General features: G+C 67.6%; 14 protein-coding genes and 1 pseudogene. 8 read left to right on the top strand and 7 right to left on the bottom strand.

What is annotated here, in order from left to right; all coding sequences use genetic code 11:
- Nucleotides 1-14 precede the first annotated feature (14 nt).
- Nucleotides 15-1,946, bottom strand: coding sequence for a hypothetical protein (locus ADK67_RS14795; RefSeq protein ID WP_157620361.1), 1,932 nt, complete (start codon nt 1,944-1,946; stop codon nt 15-17).
- Nucleotides 1,947-2,251: 305 nt separating this feature from the next.
- Here ADK67_RS14795 and ADK67_RS14790 point away from each other — a divergent pair, with 305 nt between their 5' ends.
- On the top strand, nt 2,252-4,015 hold the full coding sequence (locus ADK67_RS14790) for a hypothetical protein (protein ID WP_157620359.1): 1,764 nt from the start codon (nt 2,252-2,254) through the stop codon (nt 4,013-4,015).
- Between the two features lie 441 nt (nt 4,016-4,456).
- On the opposite strand, the gene ADK67_RS54635 is transcribed toward ADK67_RS14790, so the two are convergent.
- Complete coding sequence (locus ADK67_RS54635) at nt 4,457-4,849, bottom strand: hypothetical protein (RefSeq protein ID WP_053717005.1); 393 nt, start codon at nt 4,847-4,849, stop codon at nt 4,457-4,459.
- Nucleotides 4,850-5,000: 151 nt separating this feature from the next.
- On the opposite strand from ADK67_RS54635, the gene ADK67_RS14780 reads away from it, so the two are divergent.
- Nucleotides 5,001-6,080: a hypothetical protein gene (locus ADK67_RS14780; RefSeq protein ID WP_197289456.1), complete on the top strand. Its 1,080-nt coding sequence runs from the start codon at nt 5,001-5,003 to the stop codon at nt 6,078-6,080.
- Nucleotides 6,081-6,562: 482 nt separating this feature from the next.
- Here the strand turns inward: ADK67_RS14780 and ADK67_RS14775 are convergent, their stop codons facing one another.
- From ADK67_RS14775 to ADK67_RS14765, 3 genes are all read right to left on the bottom strand, one after another.
- Complete coding sequence (locus ADK67_RS14775) at nt 6,563-7,588, bottom strand: tyrosine-type recombinase/integrase (RefSeq protein WP_231648188.1); 1,026 nt, start codon at nt 7,586-7,588, stop codon at nt 6,563-6,565.
- The gene (locus ADK67_RS14770) at nt 7,575-8,075 is read right to left on the bottom strand and encodes a hypothetical protein (protein WP_157620355.1); all 501 of its coding nucleotides are present in this window, start codon (nt 8,073-8,075) and stop codon (nt 7,575-7,577) included. Before ADK67_RS14770 ends, ADK67_RS14775 begins: the two co-directional genes overlap by 14 nt.
- Before the next feature lie 126 nt (nt 8,076-8,201).
- Entirely contained in the window at nt 8,202-8,600 is a 399-nt protein-coding gene (locus tag ADK67_RS14765) for an SsgA family sporulation/cell division regulator (RefSeq protein WP_053717002.1), read from the bottom strand.
- Nucleotides 8,601-9,294: 694 nt separating this feature from the next.
- Between ADK67_RS14765 and ADK67_RS14760 the strand changes: the two genes are divergently transcribed.
- The gene (locus tag ADK67_RS14760) at nt 9,295-10,707 is read left to right on the top strand and encodes a cytochrome P450 (RefSeq protein ID WP_157620353.1); all 1,413 of its coding nucleotides are present in this window, start codon (nt 9,295-9,297) and stop codon (nt 10,705-10,707) included.
- A 58-nt stretch (nt 10,708-10,765) separates the two neighbouring features.
- Here ADK67_RS14760 and ADK67_RS14755 read toward each other — a convergent pair whose 3' ends face one another.
- Nucleotides 10,766-13,183, bottom strand: a complete 2,418-nt coding sequence (locus ADK67_RS14755) for a LuxR C-terminal-related transcriptional regulator (RefSeq protein ID WP_053717000.1) — start codon at nt 13,181-13,183, stop codon at nt 10,766-10,768.
- 615 nt (nt 13,184-13,798) lie between these two features.
- Here ADK67_RS14755 and ADK67_RS14750 point away from each other — a divergent pair.
- Together ADK67_RS14750 and ADK67_RS53610 are read left to right on the top strand one after the other, a co-directional pair.
- On the top strand, nt 13,799-14,197 hold the full coding sequence (locus ADK67_RS14750) for a helix-turn-helix domain-containing protein (RefSeq protein WP_082403480.1): 399 nt from the start codon (nt 13,799-13,801) through the stop codon (nt 14,195-14,197).
- A gap of 147 nt (nt 14,198-14,344) precedes the next feature.
- A pseudogene (locus tag ADK67_RS53610) lies at nt 14,345-14,617 on the top strand (transposase); the annotation flags it as partial.
- Between the two features lie 172 nt (nt 14,618-14,789).
- Here the strand turns inward: ADK67_RS53610 and ADK67_RS50865 are convergent.
- Complete coding sequence (locus ADK67_RS50865; protein ID WP_157620350.1) at nt 14,790-15,497, bottom strand: YczE/YyaS/YitT family protein; 708 nt, start codon at nt 15,495-15,497, stop codon at nt 14,790-14,792.
- A gap of 650 nt (nt 15,498-16,147) precedes the next feature.
- On the opposite strand from ADK67_RS50865, the gene ADK67_RS14740 reads away from it, so the two are divergent.
- From ADK67_RS14740 to ADK67_RS14730, 3 genes are all read left to right on the top strand, one after another.
- The gene (locus tag ADK67_RS14740) at nt 16,148-17,008 is read left to right on the top strand and encodes a hypothetical protein (RefSeq protein ID WP_053716997.1); all 861 of its coding nucleotides are present in this window, start codon (nt 16,148-16,150) and stop codon (nt 17,006-17,008) included.
- A 131-nt stretch (nt 17,009-17,139) separates the two neighbouring features.
- Nucleotides 17,140-17,436 (top strand): hypothetical protein, encoded by a 297-nt coding sequence (locus ADK67_RS14735; protein WP_157620348.1) that lies wholly within the window; start codon nt 17,140-17,142, stop codon nt 17,434-17,436.
- 251 nt (nt 17,437-17,687) lie between these two features.
- Nucleotides 17,688-18,164: a DUF6355 family natural product biosynthesis protein gene (locus tag ADK67_RS14730; protein ID WP_053716995.1), complete on the top strand. Its 477-nt coding sequence runs from the start codon at nt 17,688-17,690 to the stop codon at nt 18,162-18,164.
- Nucleotides 18,165-18,354 lie beyond the last annotated feature (190 nt).

The following is an 18,354-nucleotide window of genomic DNA, read 5'->3' as shown; positions in this document are numbered from 1 at the left end:
GCGCGGGCTGCGGTTCACCCGGCGAAGTAGGCGACGGTCACGGCGATACGCTCAGGCGGTGGGAACTGCTCATCGGCCCCGCCCAACGGGCCTACCAACACGGTCCACATGGGTCCGGAGTTGTCGACGATGGCTTCGTCGCCTGCCTTGATGAGCACAGGGTCGTGATCGGGGCAGTAGTAGGCGCCGACGTAGTCGTCGGCGCGACCGTCCCAGGAACCGCCGTTGCGCAGCCTGCACTTCGCCCCGTTGGCCAACTCCAGGCCCCACGGTGTCGGGTTGGCAACCTTGGTCGTGGGTGGTACGGGGGCGTCGGACCGGGCCAGGGTGATCGTCTTGTCCCACGGCAGCCCACCGCACACGAGGGCGCGCCGGTCGGGGCCCACCCAGCACACGTCCGCGCCCGCGGCGCTGGGTGAGCAGGACACGATGTCGTCCCGGACGGCCGCGATCGATGCCGAGGAGCACTCGACCGACCCGCCTTGGTCTCGCACGGTGAACCCCGGTGCGGGCGTCCCGTCGGCTGCCATGCCCACCAGCGTCACCACCTTGGTCGGGGTGGGTTTCGGTTTGACCGTCGGGAAGAGGGTGACGGTGAACGCGGCGGCATCGAGCATGAGCGTGGTGGCGGCATCGGTGGCGATGAACGTGATCCCGGCGATGGCGAGCACCCTGCCCAGGGCGCGTTTGGCGGTGTTCGCGGTCTGGTAGACCTGCGGTGACAGGCGCTGCCACGTCGCGTCGGGTAGGGCGGCGCGCAGCGTGCGCACGATCACCTCGGCCTGCTCGACCGCGCACCCGGCCAACGACGCGACCGCCGAGGCGATGCCGCCGGCGGTCCGATCGGCGACCAGGTCCGCCCCGGCGCCTTGCACGCAGGCAGCCACCAGGACGTAGCTCCATGCGCTGGTCCCGTCCAGCTGGTCCGACACCAGTTGGGTGATGGTGCCGACCGCCATCAGCAGCGGGTCGGTGCGGGCCACGAGCGCGGCCGAGGCACCGGCAGTTCGCACGGCGTCCTCGTCGAACCCGAGGTGCACCTCGTCACCGGGCAGCAGCAGCCAGCTGCGCCCCACCGCCTGCTCCTGCACGCCGAGCTTGATCAACGCCTGGCCGACCAGTGCGGCTGGCCACTCGTCGACGTGGTCGCTGATCGCCCGCTGCCACGCCCAGGTCGGGGCGACGGGTGAGGTGAGCACCATGCCCCCGCCGCGGTTGTTGGCGATCTTCACCACCGTGACCGCGGGGTCCTTCGGATCCGACCCCGCGCACACCCGCAGTGGGCCGTTGACGTCGTCCAGGAAGACGATCTCGTCCAGCCAGTCCGGTACCGTGCCGTGGCACTGCGGCGCGTCCGCACGGGTGCCGAAGAACTCGCCGAGGGCGTTGGTGGTTGCGCTGATGACGCCCTCGAACCACGACTTGAAGCTGAGGTGGTCCACCGGCACGGTGCCCGAGCGGCGGTCGCCGGACATCTCGGCGACCCGGATCCGGGCATTCGAGACGGCCGCGGAGTCGTCCACCGCCGGATCGAAGCCGGTGCCGTCACCGGAGTCGTCGACCAGGTAGAGCACGTGGTCGTCGGGCAAGGGCTGCTCGGCTCGCCAGGTGAACGTCCACGGCGCGCTCGGTTGGCCGGTCGACAAGCGGAGCCGGGCGGAACTCAGCGGGACGTCAGCGCCGGGGTGCGCGGGCAACTCCACCCGGTCGATGCTCAGCGTGGACGCGGCGGGCACACCGCCCCGCGGCACGTGGATCGACCAGTGCTCGTCGATCACCACCTCGGTGTCCCGGTCCGGTGCCAACTCGACCGAGTCGACCGGGCCCGCCGCGGCGGAGTCGGTGTCCGAGGGCCACACCGACCAGACGACCAGGGCCGCCACGACGAGCACGGCCACACCCGTGACGACCAGGGCGCGGTGTCGAGATCTGACCGGATCCGCCATCGGATTCCTCCACGCTCATGATGTGCTCGGCATTTCGCTACCGGCCCCGGCGGCGTTACCGACGGGCACCTCCACCACCGGCCGGTTCCGACACGTCGATGCGCGGCAGCTGCCGGCTTCCGAGGCACGTTGGAACGTCATTCACGTCCCACGGCCTGTGCCGTCGCACGCGGACCGGAAGTAGAGATGTTTCACCCGATCGTGTGTGTCGCAGGCTCGGCACTAACGCAGCGAACGGAGGCTGCGATGGACGGTGAAAGGGCCGGATCAGCTCATCTTCCGGTCGCTGACGCTGGGAGCGCGCGATGCGTCTGCTGCGTTCGATCGTGGTGCTGGTCCTGTCGTTCTCGCTGTGCCCTGCGTGCACCGGTTCACAGCCGACGCCTCCGACCGACGAATCGTGGATGGTCAGCACGCCTGCCACGGCGGGCAGCGTGGTGGATTCACATGGGTGGTCGGCCGAGCTGCACGGCACTGTCGGCGGCGACTTGGTGCTGGCGGCGGGCCTGGGAAGCGAGGCGCGTGCGACAGAGGTGTTGGACGAACTCACGACCCCGGGAGACCTGACAGCGGGCGCACCGGTCGAGTTGTCCTTGACCGCCGGGACCGTGCCGCCGGAGGGCGTCACCGTCCGGCGGCGCCTGGACTCCGCTCTGCAGGAAGGGCAGCAGGCGTCGATCGCGTTTTTCGACCCCGGGACGGACACCTGGACCGCGATCCCGACAACGCTGTCCGAGGACCGCAAGACGCTCACCGCGCAGGTCGACCACTTCACCACGTTCACGGACTTCGTCTACAACGTGTTCACCCGGCGGCGCGACAAGCCGTCATGCCACGGCACAGTCCCCGACTGGGCCGGCGATGCCACGTTCTTCGACGACCGCCACTCGCCGATGCGGTGGTGTGTCGGCGGCATGGACGGCGATCCCGACATCATGGTCGTGAAGGTGGCGGGCAACCGTGCGTACGGCACGGCTGTCGTCCCGGCTGCCGTGCCCCAGTACACAGAGGACACCTTGTCGAAGTCGCTGCGCGGCCTGGCCGGCGAGGACCTCCTGCAGCAGCTGATGACACGGGCGTTGTCGCCGAGCGGGACGATCACCGATCTGTTCGGCGGCAGGGTGCTCCTGCCCGGTGGGGAGGAAGTCGAACTCCGCTTCACCGAAGCGCAGGTCCGAGCCGCAGGCGACCAACCTCTGATTACCGCAGACCCCAGCCCGGTCTACGCACTGGCCGGTCAGATGTACGACGCAGTCAGCGCTGTAGTGGGCCAGGACAATCGGGGTGTGGCGATCGCCATGACCATGGCCATGGCCGGCCAGTGCCTGCACGACCTCACGCAACCAGCCGGACGAGGCGACGCGCTCGCAGCGGCCGCAGAGATCGCCCGGTGCGCGGTGGCCAACGCCGATCACATAGCGCAACAGGCGCTCGCCATGGTGCTTACGAAGGCCAACGGTTCGAAGGTTCCCGCGGTGCAGGAGACCACCGAACGGATCAAACTCGCCCGGCGGGCGATGATCCTGGTGTGGCTCGCGGGGAAGGTGCTCCAGCTCGCCGAGTGGTTCCTCGACCGCGAACTCCCCCCTGCCGCGTGGGCCCTCAGCCCAGCGCTCAAACCGCTTCGCCTGACATTCCACGGCTACGGACCGCTGACCATCGGTCTCACCGCCGAGCAGGCGATGGCCACAGGTGTCGCCGACCTCACCGCCATGCGGATCGGCAGGCGTTGCACGGCGCTGGCCGACGGAGGCTGGAGCGCGGACTGGGAACAGCGGCTGAGTACGTTGATCACCGCCGAGGCCGGCCGTACCGTCGGCGTCAATCCCCCCAGAGGAGTGCGGACCGACAAAGGAATCGGCGTGGGCTCCACCGCCCAAGAAGTGCGCGTGGCCTACCCCGGCCACCGTGACGAGCGCCTCGAGAACGAACGAGGCTCGATTCTGCTGATCGCGGGCCCAGAAGACCTCTACCTCGGCTTCCAACTCGGCCCGGGCGACATCGTGACCGACATCCTCGCCGGACAACGCGACTACGCTTCCGGGTTCGAACTATGCAGCGGGTCCTGACCCGGCGCACTTCGGCCGAGCCGGATCGCCTGGTCGGTCGGTGCGTTCGATGGACAGCGCCCTGGGACTCTGTTGCGTTGTTGGGCTATGCGCCGCTCCACCATGCGTCCCGGCGGATCAGGTTGAGGGCGGTGGTGAGGCGCGCCGCTGCGACCGTGATCCTTCCGCCACGGTTCGGGCACCCACACCACCGGAGAGCAGGCCGGGTCAGCCGATCACCCGTCGAGCCCGCCTGCCTATCCGGGCGGGAATTTGAGGATGGCCGTCGTCTCGTGAGGCGGGACGAGCAGACGGATCCACGTGCGCTCCAGAGCCGGCCGGAGCGGGTGGAGTTCGCCGCCACCGCGGCGGGGAACTGCTGGTCGGGATGCGGAGTTCACCGACCGGCAGTTCGTCCGGTGTGGACGATGTCCGTCTGTTGCGTGTTCGCTCGGCGGGTTCTTACGGTTCGCAGCCGGTGGTGGTTTCGACGTTGGTGCAGGTGTCGGTGCCGGGGCCGGCCTGTGCGGTGTCGGCGGTGCCGGCTGCGCCGTTGATGGTGTCGGCGAATCCGGCGCCGGCGTCGACCAGGGATGCGTTGCCGGTCTTGGCGTCGCCGTAGATGGTGTCGATGCCGTCGCCGCCGACGATGGTGTCGTTGGCGGCTGCCAGGGCGGCGCCGACGAGGGTGAGGGTGATGTCGATGTAGTCGCCGGCGATCACGTCGGCGCCGAGGCCGCCGTCGATGCTGTCGTTCCCGGGCAACCCGAGGGCCGCCGGGCCGTTGATGGCGCGGAAGTCGCCGATCAGGAGGTCGTTGCCGTCGCCGCCGAACAGGGTGTCGGCGCCGCCCACGGCCGTAGTCACCTGAAGATCACGCCCTTTCGGGGAGCCATCGCCGCTGATCAGCTGAAAGAGCGTTTCGAGGCTAATAAATCCATATATAACGAATCGATCGTCTTGGCTGGCACCGTAATACGGTTCGAGTCGGCTATAGGTTGACGATATGACGACACGTGAACCGGATGAAGCTGCTGCGGCAGCGCGGCGGAGGTACTCCGCTGCGGCGCGACGCCTGTCCAGCCTGGCTCGGCAACTGGTTCCCACAGAACGTGGGCACCACGACGGCGACTACCTCCGCGAAGCGCTGCGGGTGTCGAAGGATGTCGAGCGACTGGTGGTCATCGCCGTGGACCTGGAACGGGCTCGGGGAACGACCTGGGACACGATCGGCCAGGTGGACGGCGGCATGACCGCACAATTCGCCCAGAAGAAATGGTCCGACACCATCGCAGACCTGGGCCACCTCGACGAAGGATCCGGCACCGGGCTGGCCGAGGAACTGGACGCCTGGGACACCCGACCGACGCCCGGCCAGCCTTCCACGCACAACCAGATGTACGGACAAGTCTTCGGGACCGTGATCCAGGTAGGTGGTGGGGTCAGCGGAGGCGTGCACATCGCGCCGACACCGGATCAGCTCAGCAAGCTGAAGGACGAGTTGAACCTGCCGGTCCTGGCATTCCTCGTGAACTTCGACAACTGCCTGGAGGAAGTGGGAGACCTTCAAGCCCAACTCGACCTCATTCCCCGGGGCATGCGGCCTGTCATCGACGCCGTCGCCTACAGCCAAACCGATACGTTCCTTCGAAGATCCGGCCTGGGGGATGCACCGCCGGCCGCCAGGCCGGATGATGTCTCCGAATCACTCGCGTTCTTGCTGAAGGTCGCGTTCGAGCGGGGCTACTTCATGCTCCACTTCCACCGGTTGGACTACATTCCCCGCCCCGTTCACCCGGTGGATCCCCTGGCGATCATGGATCTGATCATCGCCGAAGGAGACCCCGCGCATCCCGACCGCACGTTGGGAAACGCCATCGAGGTCACCCTGCGGCGAGTGATCTCGCAGAGCACTGAGCCCGACGTAGCCATCAGGACCCTGCAGATGTTCGGGGACGGCCTCGTCTCCACCGTCCAACCTCATCTTGACCTGTGGTGCGACGTCGTCCGCAGCGCGCACGCCTACGGAATCCTCGCTGCGAGAGCCGAGATCAAGATCAGCGCGACTCGGTGGCCTGAACGGTGACGCCCGCACCCACCGGCCACCAGCCTCGGTGCAGTCCGGCAACCGGAGAGCTTGCCGACGCCGACCGTGTGCCGCAAGCCGACGGCGCGACCGTCCCAATCGTGCCGCCCACATACGCCGATGTACCCGGTCACGCACCACACCAACTGCAGCAGTGGTGCACCGAGATGGTTGGCTGGTCGCAGAACGCGCAAGCTGGCCGGGGTATGCAGTTCAATCATGGCGAACGCCTGCGACGCTTCCGCGAGGACCTGGACCAGATCGACCGGGTGGTGGCGGTGCTGCGCGCCCGACCGAACAGCAGTCGGGCACTGGCGGTGCCGGTGGACCCGATCGGCGACCGGATCGACGACCCGACCGCACGGTTCCCGACGCTCACCCTGGTCCACTTCCTGCTCACCGAGGGAGCGGTGGACGTACACCGGTCGTCAAACCTTGCCGAACCCTGGGATGCCACACTGTCCGGCCTGCTGTCGCGGAGGTCAGCCTGGTTCGGGGCCAGGGGCCGGGGCGAGCGGATGAGCTTCTCCGGTCAGTGCGGCGAGGGCTTCGGCGACTTCGCTGATGCCGGCGCGTACGTAGGTGGCGGTCACGCCGAAGCGGGAGCTGGAGGCGGCGTGACCGGCGAAGGCTCTGGCCACGGCGTAGCCGAAGTTGCGTTCCACCCAGGTGAGTGTGGTGTGCCGCAGCCAGTGGGTCGTGATGCCGAGCGCTCGTACGGTGTCCACGTGTTGGCCGATACGTTCCCACAGGTGGTCGTAACGTCGCGCCGTTATCGGCGTTCCGTTCCGGTAGCGGAGTATGGGGCGGTTGTCGTCGGGGTCGCCGCGGCTTTCCGTCAGGTGTAGCAGGTGTGTCATCAGGTGAGGGGACACCGGTTGCCAGCGGGTGATGTCGCCCTTCTCGCTGAGTCGGATCAGCGATCGCTTGGGATCGAGGTCCTGCGGTCGCAGGCCGAGTGCTCCGGCTCGGCGTGCGGCCGTCTCAAGGTGCAGGCGGATCATGATCGCGTCGAGTGTGGGGTCGTCGCCGGTGGTCGAGGCGACTTCCACGATCTGGCCGAGCAGGGTGTTGTCGATCGCGTGTCGGTTGGACTTGACATGTTTCGGTTTGGTCACCATGGCGGTGGGGTCGTTTCGCTGGTCGATCACTCTGTTCAATATCGCGTACCTGTAGACACATCGCAGTGCGCGGTAGGCGTGTTCGGCGGCGCTGTGTCCGCCCCGGCTCGATCGTCGTATGGCTGCGGTCTTTCTGGTGTGTTCGATGAACCAGTTGACGTCGGTGGCGCGGATCTCGTCGATGCGCAGCGCGCCCCACGTTTCGGTCAGCTTCCCCCAGTAGGGCTTGTAGACCCGGCGGGTTCCCACTGGTACCGCGTTGCTGACGATCGGTATGAACTCCGCGAACGTCGGCGCCGGCGGGGTGGCGTTGGTCAGGTCTTCGAGAGAGATGCCAAGGCGCTCGAGGAGTAAGTGCGCCATGGTGAGTTCCTCAGCGGTGGTCACCGGAAACCCTCCTGTGTACGTTTCGTTGGAACTGTGCCTCGTGGAACCCGCGGACCATCTCCGCGATGTTCTGTTGTGGGTGGACGACGAGCATGTCGTGGTCTGCTGCGGCGATCAGCAGGATCTGTCGGTGGGCGCCGATCCCGCAGTAGTGCAGAAGGTTGGACGGCAGCAGAAGTCGCCCTCGCTCGCCGACGGTGAGCTCGCCGTCGGCGGCGGGACGGAGCAGGACGTAGTTGCGCCCAAAGGTGCTTGTAAGGGTTTTACCTGGAGGCCACTGCAGGTGACTGAAGGTTTGCCGGCTGGTCAGTCGTCCGCGATGGTCCACAGAGGACAAGGCGAAGTGCAGGGTGGTGTTGTTGACCCTGGCGTACAGGTCTCCGACATCGAGTTTCCTTGACCGCGCGCGTGTTCGGCCGGGTAGAACCGCCGGCAGGGACAGTGCGCGGATGACCACGTCGTCCGAGTCGAAGGTCGGCGGTGTCAACGGCGCGATCCGATCATGGCGTGGGTGCCGGCGAGACTGCCGGTCTTCATGCGTTCCCCCGTGTCGCTCGACGTGCAGGGTCGGCGCCTGGTAGGTGGGCCACGGTCGGTAGCTCAGGCGGTCCGCTCAGCGCAACAGTTGCTCGACGTCGAGTTCGATTCGTTCGTGGCCGGGAGGCACAAGCGCGAACGCTTCCTTGAGAAATGAGGTGAGCCTGGCGGAACCGAGCACGACCTCGGTTCGTTCGTGCCATTCGCCACGCGTGACCTTGGTGATCTTCGTGGTTCGGTCGTCGACCCGGGTGATGAGCATGTCGAGCTCTCCGGTCACAGTGCCGTCGGTGTCGGCTTCGAGGGCCTGGGCGAGGAGGTCACGCTCGCAGACCCACTCGAGCCAGTGCTTGCCGTACCAGTTCCAGATGTACATGAAGACGGTGTAGGGCTCGGTCGGGTCGTAGACCAGTTCGATCTTCACTCCGGTCAGGCCTATCGCTCCGGTGATCTGGGCGGCGATCGGTTCTGTCATGGAACGGTCCCCTAGTTCGTACGTGGCCGTGGTTGGCTTCGAGCGTGGCGACGTGGTGTGGCACGCCCCCCGGTGTGCCACACCACGTCAGGTCTGTTGAGGTGCTCTGTGGTGCAGGTGCGTCGGGTCTCGGCTGGCAGTACAGGTTGGTGTTCCAGCGAGTAGCGCAGGCTGCGGTCTGGCCGTGCTAGTTCCGTCAGGGGCGAGTTCAAGGGTTCTGTTCGGACCGATGTGCGTGCGTCCTGCGTTTGATGCGGGAGCCGCAACGCCCTGCCGGACGAGCTTCAGGTCGAGTAGATGGGTCAGGGTGCCCTCGGATCGGCCAGCGCGTCCCGGTGTCGGCTGTGTCCACCGCCGTCCATTCCCCTCGCTTCGTCTGGCGTGTCACCCTTGTGGAGCGAGGCGCCCTGCGTTCATCCCCTGCGGCGCTACCCGGTGTTCGTCGCACGCAGGATCCTGTGTGCAGGTCTTCCCGTCCTGGTCGACGAGCGTCGGTTAGGGCGCTGAGATCAGCATCGTGATTCCGGTACTGCCCGGCATCACACGAAACCCGGAGACCGTGCGTGAGACCGCATCAATGCGGAGAACCCGAAGACGGTTTGAATACACTCGGTAACGCACTCATCACGATCGGTACTTTACTGGGGCTGAATGGGCGAATGTCTTGACTCGTATGCTTGCCCGGAGACGTAGCTTGACCAGGGGCGACGCGCCTGGCGACTGCTTCAGGCCGCAGGGGCGTCGGGCGCGACGCGATGACGGTGAATCCCGTGTCTGCACTGATGCGCTGTGGATCCGGGACACGGCATGGTTGTCGGCGTACCGCGTTGCCGCCCGGCCCGCCGAGATCCAGGGAGAGCCGCAGACCATGACCCGAATCGAGCACGACGTCGATCACGCCCGGCTGGTTGGTGGCGAGTCCGTCGGATACGTGCACCACGAGGTCGAGGACGTCGCGCGCGGGATCGGTCCGGTGCACGTGGCCCACCAGGCCAATGGTGTGCGGGTCCACATCGTCACCACCGGGCTGGAGCAGGCACGGACGCTGCTGAACAATCACCCGGGCCTGACCAAGGACGCCGCCGGCATCGCCTCGGTGATGAGGGACCACATGGTCGAGGCGGGGGTGGAACCGAACGTGACGGCCGTCATCGGCGGCAGCATGATCAACACCGATCCGCCGGACCACACCCGACTGCGACGGCCGGTCGCGGCGGCGCTCACCCCCCGACGGGTGCAGGAACTGCGCCATAACGTCGTCGGGATCACGCGTGGGCTGCTGGACGCGATGGACCCCGACCAGCCGGTCGACATGGTGGCCGGCCTGGCGTTGCCGCTGCCGCTGATGGTGATCTGCGAACTGCTCGGCGTGCCGGCACGGGATCGCGGCATGCTGGCCGGGTGGTCCTCGGCGATGATGACCGAGGTGCCGGAACAACAGCAGCCGGCCTCGGAGGCAATGGTCGGCTACCTGGCCGAGCTGATCGAGAACAAGCGGGTACGGCCCGACGAGGCGCTGCTGTCCACTCTCGTGCACGCCGGCGGCGAGGACCGGCTGGCTCCGGAGGAGGTTCTGACCACCGCGGTGCTGATGGTGCTGGCCGGCCACGAGACCACCACCGCCGCCATCGGCAATACCCTGGCCGCGCTGCTGCACACCGACCAGTGGTCCAGCGTCGCCGCAAACCCGGACTCCGTCCCCGCCGTGGTGCGGGAAAGCCTGCGCTGGGACCCACCCACCCGTAACATCCCGCACTACCTCGTCCGCGAGCCCATCGACCTGGACGGCGGTGTGACCCTGCGCCCAGGCGCCCTGGTGATGGTCAACCTCGGTTCGGCCAACCGGGATCCGGAGGCCTTCGGCCCCGACGCGCACCGGTTCCTGCCCTCCCGGCCGCGTACGGCCCGGTCCCACCTGACCTTCGGTATGGGGTGGCACCGTTGCGTGGGCAGCCCACTGGCCACCATGGAGACCGAAATCGCAGTGCGCGAGGTCCTTGCGCGCTGGCCACGGGCACGTCCGGCGGTCGCGGTGGACCGCATGCGGCGCAATCCCTACCTGGTCACCAACGGGTTCTCCGAGGTCGGCGTGACCCTGGCGGAGTGAACCGGCCCGCCCCGCAACCATCGGTGCGTGGCGAGCCGGTTCCCCTGTTCTCCCGTTGTCAGGGGTTCTCGCGCTGTTGGATGAGGCGGGTCGCGAGCTCGACGCGGTTGGCCGCGCCGACCTTGTCGCGCAAGTTACGCACGTGGGTTTCCACCGTTCGAGGGCTGATGTACAACTTCCGGGCGATCTCCTTGTTTCCCAGGCCCTGAACCAGCCAGCGGGCGACGTCGTTCTCGGGCACGGTGAAACTAGGGTGCAGAAGCGTCGCCTCGCCGACCGATCGGTCACCGGAGGCGGCTTCCGGACCCTCCTCGTCTCCGGCGGGCTCGCCGACGGCAGACGCGTTGGTGACGGACCGGTCGGCTGCAGGCGCGTCCTTCTCGCCGGGAAGCGCATCGGCGTACCTGCCGTTGAGCACCAGCGCAAAGGCGTCGTCCACGGTGCCCACCCGGACGTCGCGGGCATCCTCATACCGGTCCGGGGGAAGGTGCTCGGCTACTGCGGCCTCGGCGTTCTCGTGCACCAGAGCGAAGACCCGAAGTTCGCGGGACAGCTGGATACCGGTCGCCTGGTGCAGACCATCGGCCGCGCCCAGCAGTCGGGCCGCGGCCACGGCGGAGCGCCGCCCGCAGCGGGCCAGCGCCCAGGCCAGCACGGGCAGGGTAAACAGCGGGGTCCACCGGTCATTGATCCGCTGCTGGCCGCGCACGCCCTCGATCAGTACCCGCACGGCCGCGCGCGGCTCGTCGTCGAACCTGATCAATGCCACCGCCTGGCACCAGCGTGCCCATGCCATACCCCAGTCGGCACCCAGTCGCCGGCACCCTGCCAGGAAGTCCTGCGCGGCTCGCCGGCCTTCGTCGGCGTCCTCCACCAATACCGACCCGATCGTCACCAGCGTCTCGGTCAGGTGCGCGTCGACCAGGGCGTCCGGGCCGTAGGAGAGCCACAGGCGATGCGACTGGCGCAATAGATCCATCCCATTGCGGTCGCCGTCGAGCAGCGCGACCTGGGCCCCTTTGATGAACAGCAGGGCGGCGACCGGCTCGTCGGACGGGGCCATCGTCTCGGCATCGGCGATGCGCCGCACCACCGCCTCGCGGCCTTCCCCCAGGCACAGCATCATCCATGCGTCGAGAGCGATCGCGCTGGCGCGCAGTACTGAGGGCACTGAGGGAGTCGCCCGCAGGGCACGGTTGAGCCACAGCGATTGCTCGGGCAGGCGCCCGGAGTAGGTCCACCACCGGGTTCGCGCGACGTCCACGGCCATCTCCAAGCCCTGCCCGGCGGACTCGGGATCGGCTATCAGTGCCCCGAGGGCCGATCGGAGATTGGGCATGTCGACCTCGACAGCGCGCAGAACCTCGATCTCGTTCTCGCCTCGCCATCCCGCGGCGTGCCGCGCCGCGATCCGGAGGTAGTGGTCCCGGTGCCGCCGCCGGACCGCAGCGCCTTCGTCGGCTTGGTCCTGCAGTTGCTGCGCGGCGAACTGCACGACCGGTTCCAGCAACCTGTAGTGGGCGCGGGAGGGGGAGGGCACCACCAGCGATCGGTCGACCAGCCCTGCCAAGGCCTCGGCGATCTCATGCTCGGGCAGTTTGTCGTCGGCGCATACCTGCTCGGCGGCCTCCAAGTCGAAAGGGCCGGTGAACACCGATAACGCCGCCAGTAAAAGTCGTTCCGCCGGCTTGCACGCCTTGTAGCTGGGGCCGATCAGCTCGTTGAGGGCCTGCTGGTGCGGCGAGCGGTCGAGCCGGGCGGCGATGGCCTCCGGCGACAATGACCTCATCTGTCCCACGACGAGCTCGATGCCCAGCGGTAGTCCGCCGACACGGCGCAGGATCAGCCGCACGGCGGGCCAGTTCTGTTCAGTCAGACTCCACCCAGGCACACCGGTGTGCGCACGTTCGACAAGCAGTTGGACGGCCTCGAGCTTGGGGTTCAGCGGTCCATCCTCGGCGGGCAGCTCCAACGGCGGCACCATGATCAGCATCTCGCCGACGAGGCCGAGCAGTTCGCGGCTCGTGGCCAGCACGCGCAGCTGAGGTGCCCCGCGCAGCAGTGTGTCCACCAGGGCGCCCACGTCTTCTTTCAAGTGTTCGCAATTGTCCAGGATCAGCAACATCCGACGGTCACGTAGGAATGCCACCAGCGATGTCCGCAGATCCCGGGCGGATTGGCTGGGCAGCCGCACCGCCGATGCCACTGCCTGCTCGAGCAACGCGGTGTCCCCGGCGGGCACCCCGCGCAGATCGACGAACGCCCAGCCATGCTCAAAGGAGGACTTCGCCTGTTTGGCGTACTCCTGCGCCAATCTGGTCTTGCCCACACCGGGGCCACCCGACAGCGTGACAAGCCGGGATCCGCCCATCGCGTTCCTCAGGTCGGTCAGCTGCCTACGCCTGCCCACGAAGGCGTTGAGCGTCTCGATGCTTCCGTCCTGGTCTGACGCTGCGGTCCGAAACGACGTCCCCATGCTATGCACCGTACGACACCCGGCCTGGGCCAGGCGGCTGTTCCGGCACGTCAGGACCGTACGTGACGAAAGTCGTAAGTAGCGCAGTTCGGGCCGCAGTGAGCGCAGCGCGTCTGCCATCCATAGACGACGGCCGAGCGGTGCGCCAGCAGAGTGACCCGCTCGCTTGCTCGAACCTACGGTGATTACCATTCGTATTTGCAACGTTACCTAGAGTGAGGCGGGTGTCGCTGCGGGTTTCCGCATTCATGCGGATTGAGGTGAGCGCGCGGTCTACCCCGATGGCCCAGAAGGCCGCGATCACCATGCTGGTTGGCACACGGCGCGACGTACGACGACTGGTCGGCAAGCCTGAGACAGCAGGCGAAGCCGGACATGCCGTTGGAGCGGTTGGCGGTGTGGGATGGGAGGTGGCTGGCACTGCGGTGCCCACCCGCCGGACGGTCAGTGTCGGAACGTCAGCAGCGCCGCAAGAGCGGCCGTCTACGAGTACGAAACGCTCTGGTGCCCCCGCGACGCCGAGAGGGGGCGCGGTGCACGGAGCCACCACGATGACCGATATGACCGCATACCGGCCCGCCCTCGGCAACGTGCATAACCGCCACGCTGCCGGTCATGTCGGAAAAGGAGGGAATGCAGGTGTCGCTTGGCGACGACAGCCGGGACGAGGGACCGCTGCGACCTGATCGCGCCTCCCGAGATCAGCAGATCGAACCACAAGCCTCCGTCAGCTTGGCGGACCAGGGCACGACGGCTGACGGCGGTAGCCGGCCCTCCGTGTTGGAGCGTGCGTTTCAGATTCTGGAGTTGGTCGCCAACGAGGACCGGCCAATGAACCTCACCGAAATGAGCCGTGCGGTCAAGCTGCCGCTTCCGACAACGCACCGTCTAGCCAAGTCATTGGTGAAATTGCGCGCCTTGGAGCGGAATCACGGTCGCTTCACGCTGGGGCCGGTGTGGTCGGAGTGGCCCGACGCCACGCTGGAGCAAGGTCCAGCTCGTCGTGTTGAGTGACACTCACTGCTGCGAGCGTGACAGCGCACGGCAGCAGGACGGCCGGAACAGGGCCGCGCAACATGGGTTTCCCTGAGATCGATGTTGTTCGGGGTTGGTGTCCCGGATGTCCGGGGTGATGGGTGTTGCTGATAGATCTCGGCCGCGCCCGTCGCCTGGGACTCCGGCCGTATCACCGGAACCTGCGCCTTCCCAAGCGCTACAACCGCAGGCTGCGCCGAGTCTTCTACGTGGCCGCCCCGTCGTCCAGCCTGAGGATCGAAGACACTTCGCGCACCTTCTACAACAGGAATGCGGCGAACTGCTCGCCCACGTCTAGGCCCTCGCCCTCGCCCGTCGACTGGTCGACATCCTGTGGGCACTCCTGCGCGACGGACGGATCTTCACGTCGCGCCGCAACCAGCCGCCGCTACGACTTGACATGGTCATTCAGATTCCCTCCAGGTGGAGGCGCGCGCCGAGAGATCAGCGCTTGAGGTGGTGGGCGAGGTCGGCAACCGATACGCCGTCGAGGGTCTGCGTCCGAGGTGTTGGTGAGTCGTCGCGCGTGACGCCGTCCGTCGCTTCGGGGCGAAGAGGCTGCGTGACCAACTCACTCTGGGAATCGCGCGAGGTAGGCGGGTGGCCGCTGGCTCGGGATGTCTGTCCGTCCTGTGACGACTCCGCGGGCGCAATGGAGCGTCCGGTCCGGCGCAGCAGGAGCGCGATGACTGGTCCGAGCAGACCCGCCCACAGTAGCGAGCCCAGACCCACAGTCCAGTCGGGTCACTGCGGTGACCGGTCCCAGGGCAAGCCAGCCCGCCAGCAGGCATCCGACGTCGGCGACGACGCGGATCACGGCTGGGCGCAGCCACGGCCGGCGGCGGTGCAGTTCCAGCATCAGGCCGTCACGCGGCAGCGCGCCCATCCTGGCACTCAGGTACAGGGCGATCCCCAGTGCGAACTGGATGCCGCCGAGCGGCAACAACGCCAGGCGCCAAACCAGGGCGACACCCGGCAGCAGGGCCAAGGCCGCGTCGCACACGACCGCCGGGACCGTCGCGGCGACGATCGTCCCCACACCCGGCCGCATCCGCAGCGGCAGGTAGGCCAGCAGCAGAATCGCTTGGACGGTAAGGAAAGCGCCGCCCATCGTCCAGTCGGTGTGCCTGCTGATCGCCGCGTGCAGGACGTCCAGCGGCAGCAGGCCGAGCCGGGCACGCACCAGCAGGGCGATGCTCAACCCCATCGCGACTGTTCCAGCCACCAGACGGACGAACCGCGCTCCCTGTGCCGTGATCCGACGATCGGCGCCAGTCATGCCCTCACCTGTCCGGCCCGGCCCCGCCTCGCCACCGTGGTTGGTGGCTCGACCGCGCATCGAACGAGCGGACGCGCGGAACTCGACATCGCATTACGCATGGCTGTCGCCTTCGGATTTCGTTGTGCGAAAACATCGACTAGCAAGGAGGACGCCGGTCGCACGCTGAGTACCATAGTCGACTCGACGCGTTTAGGGGAATATTTTCATCAGTCGAAAGCATCGTCGGAGCGCGCGTGACGGAAGATTTCACTTGGTGAAACCGGCCCTTTTCGCGCACCGGAAAGATTTCACTCAAAGAAATATCAGGCCGCGTCCAGCGGTGAACGTTTGTGCAGGTCAGAGGCGAATCTATCCTTGTTTGAACTTTTCTCGTGACGTGATGCGGGAGTTTGTGTCATTGTTCTGTCGGCAACGGGGTCACCGGTTGCGGTGAACCTGATGGATGCGGACACGGCCAATGGTCTGTCGCGATGACGCGGAACGTGTCTGTATGGGTCGACTTGTTCGCGCTCGACGGGTTAATTGCTCGTGGACTGCCAGGGTGCGGCCGCCGCACGAAGTCGGGTCAAGCGGTTGTACGCGCCCTGCTGACGCATGGATAACAGGGGAACAAGGTGGAGACACGTCGTGCACGGTGGCGGCACACCGTGGAAGGGCAGCTGCTGGTGCTGCTGGGGCACCGGGCGGATCCGGTGCCGCAGACGATCAAGGACCGCCTGGTCGGGGACGGGACACTCCAGGCCCTGACCGCCGATGCCGCCGGCGATCTGCTGCTGTTGGAAGCGACGCTGAGGCGGGAGTCGGCTGAGACGCTGGAACGGATTGACGACGCGCAGCGGCGCGTCACGACGACCCGATCCGCGACGAGGCCCGACGTCGGCGCGCTGCAGCGGGCGGTGGACGAACACACCGGGGCCGTGTGGGAGCTGGAGAACGCACGTGCTCTGGCCGAGGATCTCCGCGATTTCGTGATCGGGCTGGACCCGCCGTCGGGTCCGCTGCGGGCGGCTGCCGATGGCTGGCGTCTGTCACCGGACGTGCCGGCTCAGGTGGTGGTCTTCGACGACGAGACCACGTTCCTCACCCTCGACCCCCGGAGGGCGACTGCCACGGGACTGGGTGTCTTCGCGTTGGACGGTGTCGAGGAGTGGGGCTGGGCCTGGCGCCGTGACGGCGATGACGACGATCTGTCCTCCGCCCTGCAACCGGATCGCTGCGGTCAGTGGGTGCTGGGCTATCTGCCAGCGACCCAGGAGGTCTACGCGGTCCTGCGCGGGGCAGGCGTGCCGACGCGGATCTGGCTGCTGGCGCGGAACTTCGCCCGCGACACCGCGCACGCGGTCCTCGACGAGCTGGCACCGCGGATGGCGCATCCGAACTCGTTGATCGCGGCTGCCGGGACGGTCCACGCGGCCTCGTTGTGGCGGGATCGGGAGCCGACGGTTCCGTTGACTGACTCGATGTTCCGGGACGTGGGAGTTCCCGCCGACGAAGGCGACCTGCGATGAGGTGCCATCGACGGAGGTCCACCGCGCTGGGAATGTCGACCGTCCTGGCCGTGACCATTGCCTGCACGACCCCTCAACCGGGAGACCACGTCGACTCGACGTCCGCTGATGCGAAGCACCCCGATCCGCAGGTGAGGACTGCGGTGGTGATCCCGCCGCCGCAGGCGCGCGGATCGCTGGTCAGCGTCGTCGGCAGCGTCGAGTGGACCGGCCCTCAACCCGGCTGCGTCGTGCTGGAGCTCCCCAGCGGGCAACGCTTCCAGCTCACGGGCACGGCCGCAGACGACGGAGAACGGCAGGCCCGAGCCGGCCAACGCCCGTCACGGCAGGAGATCGAGGCCACCGGCCACATCCCGCCCGTGGGCGCGACGTCCTGCGGCCCGGTGCGGGCGTTCTGGGTGGAGCGCCTGGCTCCGACCGGTCGCTGACCCACTGGGCGGCAACAACTGCACACCGCGGAGTGCCGGCTCGCGCTCACCCAGCTCCCCGCTCCGTGACAACCACAGACCACCGGCCCGACCGCGGGCCGGAGCCTCACCGCCGGATGGCGGGTGAGCACCAAACTGCCGGTCATTCCCGACCGGCGGGGTGTGCCGCGCCGCCGCTCAGACCCACATCCCCCCCTGGGAGCGCGGCGAGCGGCGCGGCACACCTTCCCCACCGGAAGCAAAGGAATCCGATGACACGCACGTTCATCCTGCGCCTGCTCGGCGTGCTCGGCCTCGCGCTCGGACTGTCGCTGGCCGTCACCGCGGGAAGCGCCTCCGCGCAGATCGCCATGGGCGGCCCTTACGGACCAACCGGCGCGAACAGCGGCCAGTCCCAGATCCAGACGCAACCCAGCACCTTCCGCGCTCCCAACACCAACCCCGGGTCGCAGATCCAGAACGGCACCCAGGGCGGTGGCGGGGTGAGCGCCCAGGATGTGTCGGCCGCGGCGTCGTGCGGCTTCTTCGTCGACAGGAGCGACCACCACTACGCCAAGTACAACCACTGCGGTTCCTCGCCGAGCATCAAGATCAGGGTCAGCTTCTGGTACGGCTGGAGCACCCGCGACATCTGGGTCGGCCGCTACGTCACCAACCTGAGCACCCACTCGCAGCTCCAGGGCGCCGGGATGATCACCAACGCCTGGTGCATCGAGCGCTGCTGGTGAGCGGCTCCCTCTCGCCCTTCGCACAGAGATGACAAGAAGCGCGTGCACCGCCGTCGTCGGGGACGTCCGGCGCACCGCGCACTTGTGAACCAGCCACTTGGTACCGAGGAGGTGATCGCCGTGGGCCACGACACGACGAAGGAGTCCGAAGACACGGCTATTCGCCGCGTCCGGGGAGTCGTCGTCAGCG

The organism is Saccharothrix sp. NRRL B-16348 (genome assembly GCF_001280085.1).
Taxonomy (GTDB): domain Bacteria; phylum Actinomycetota; class Actinomycetes; order Mycobacteriales; family Pseudonocardiaceae; genus Actinosynnema.
The sequence above is the reverse complement of the archived record's forward strand: the minus strand, read 5'-3'. Positions and strand labels throughout refer to the sequence as shown.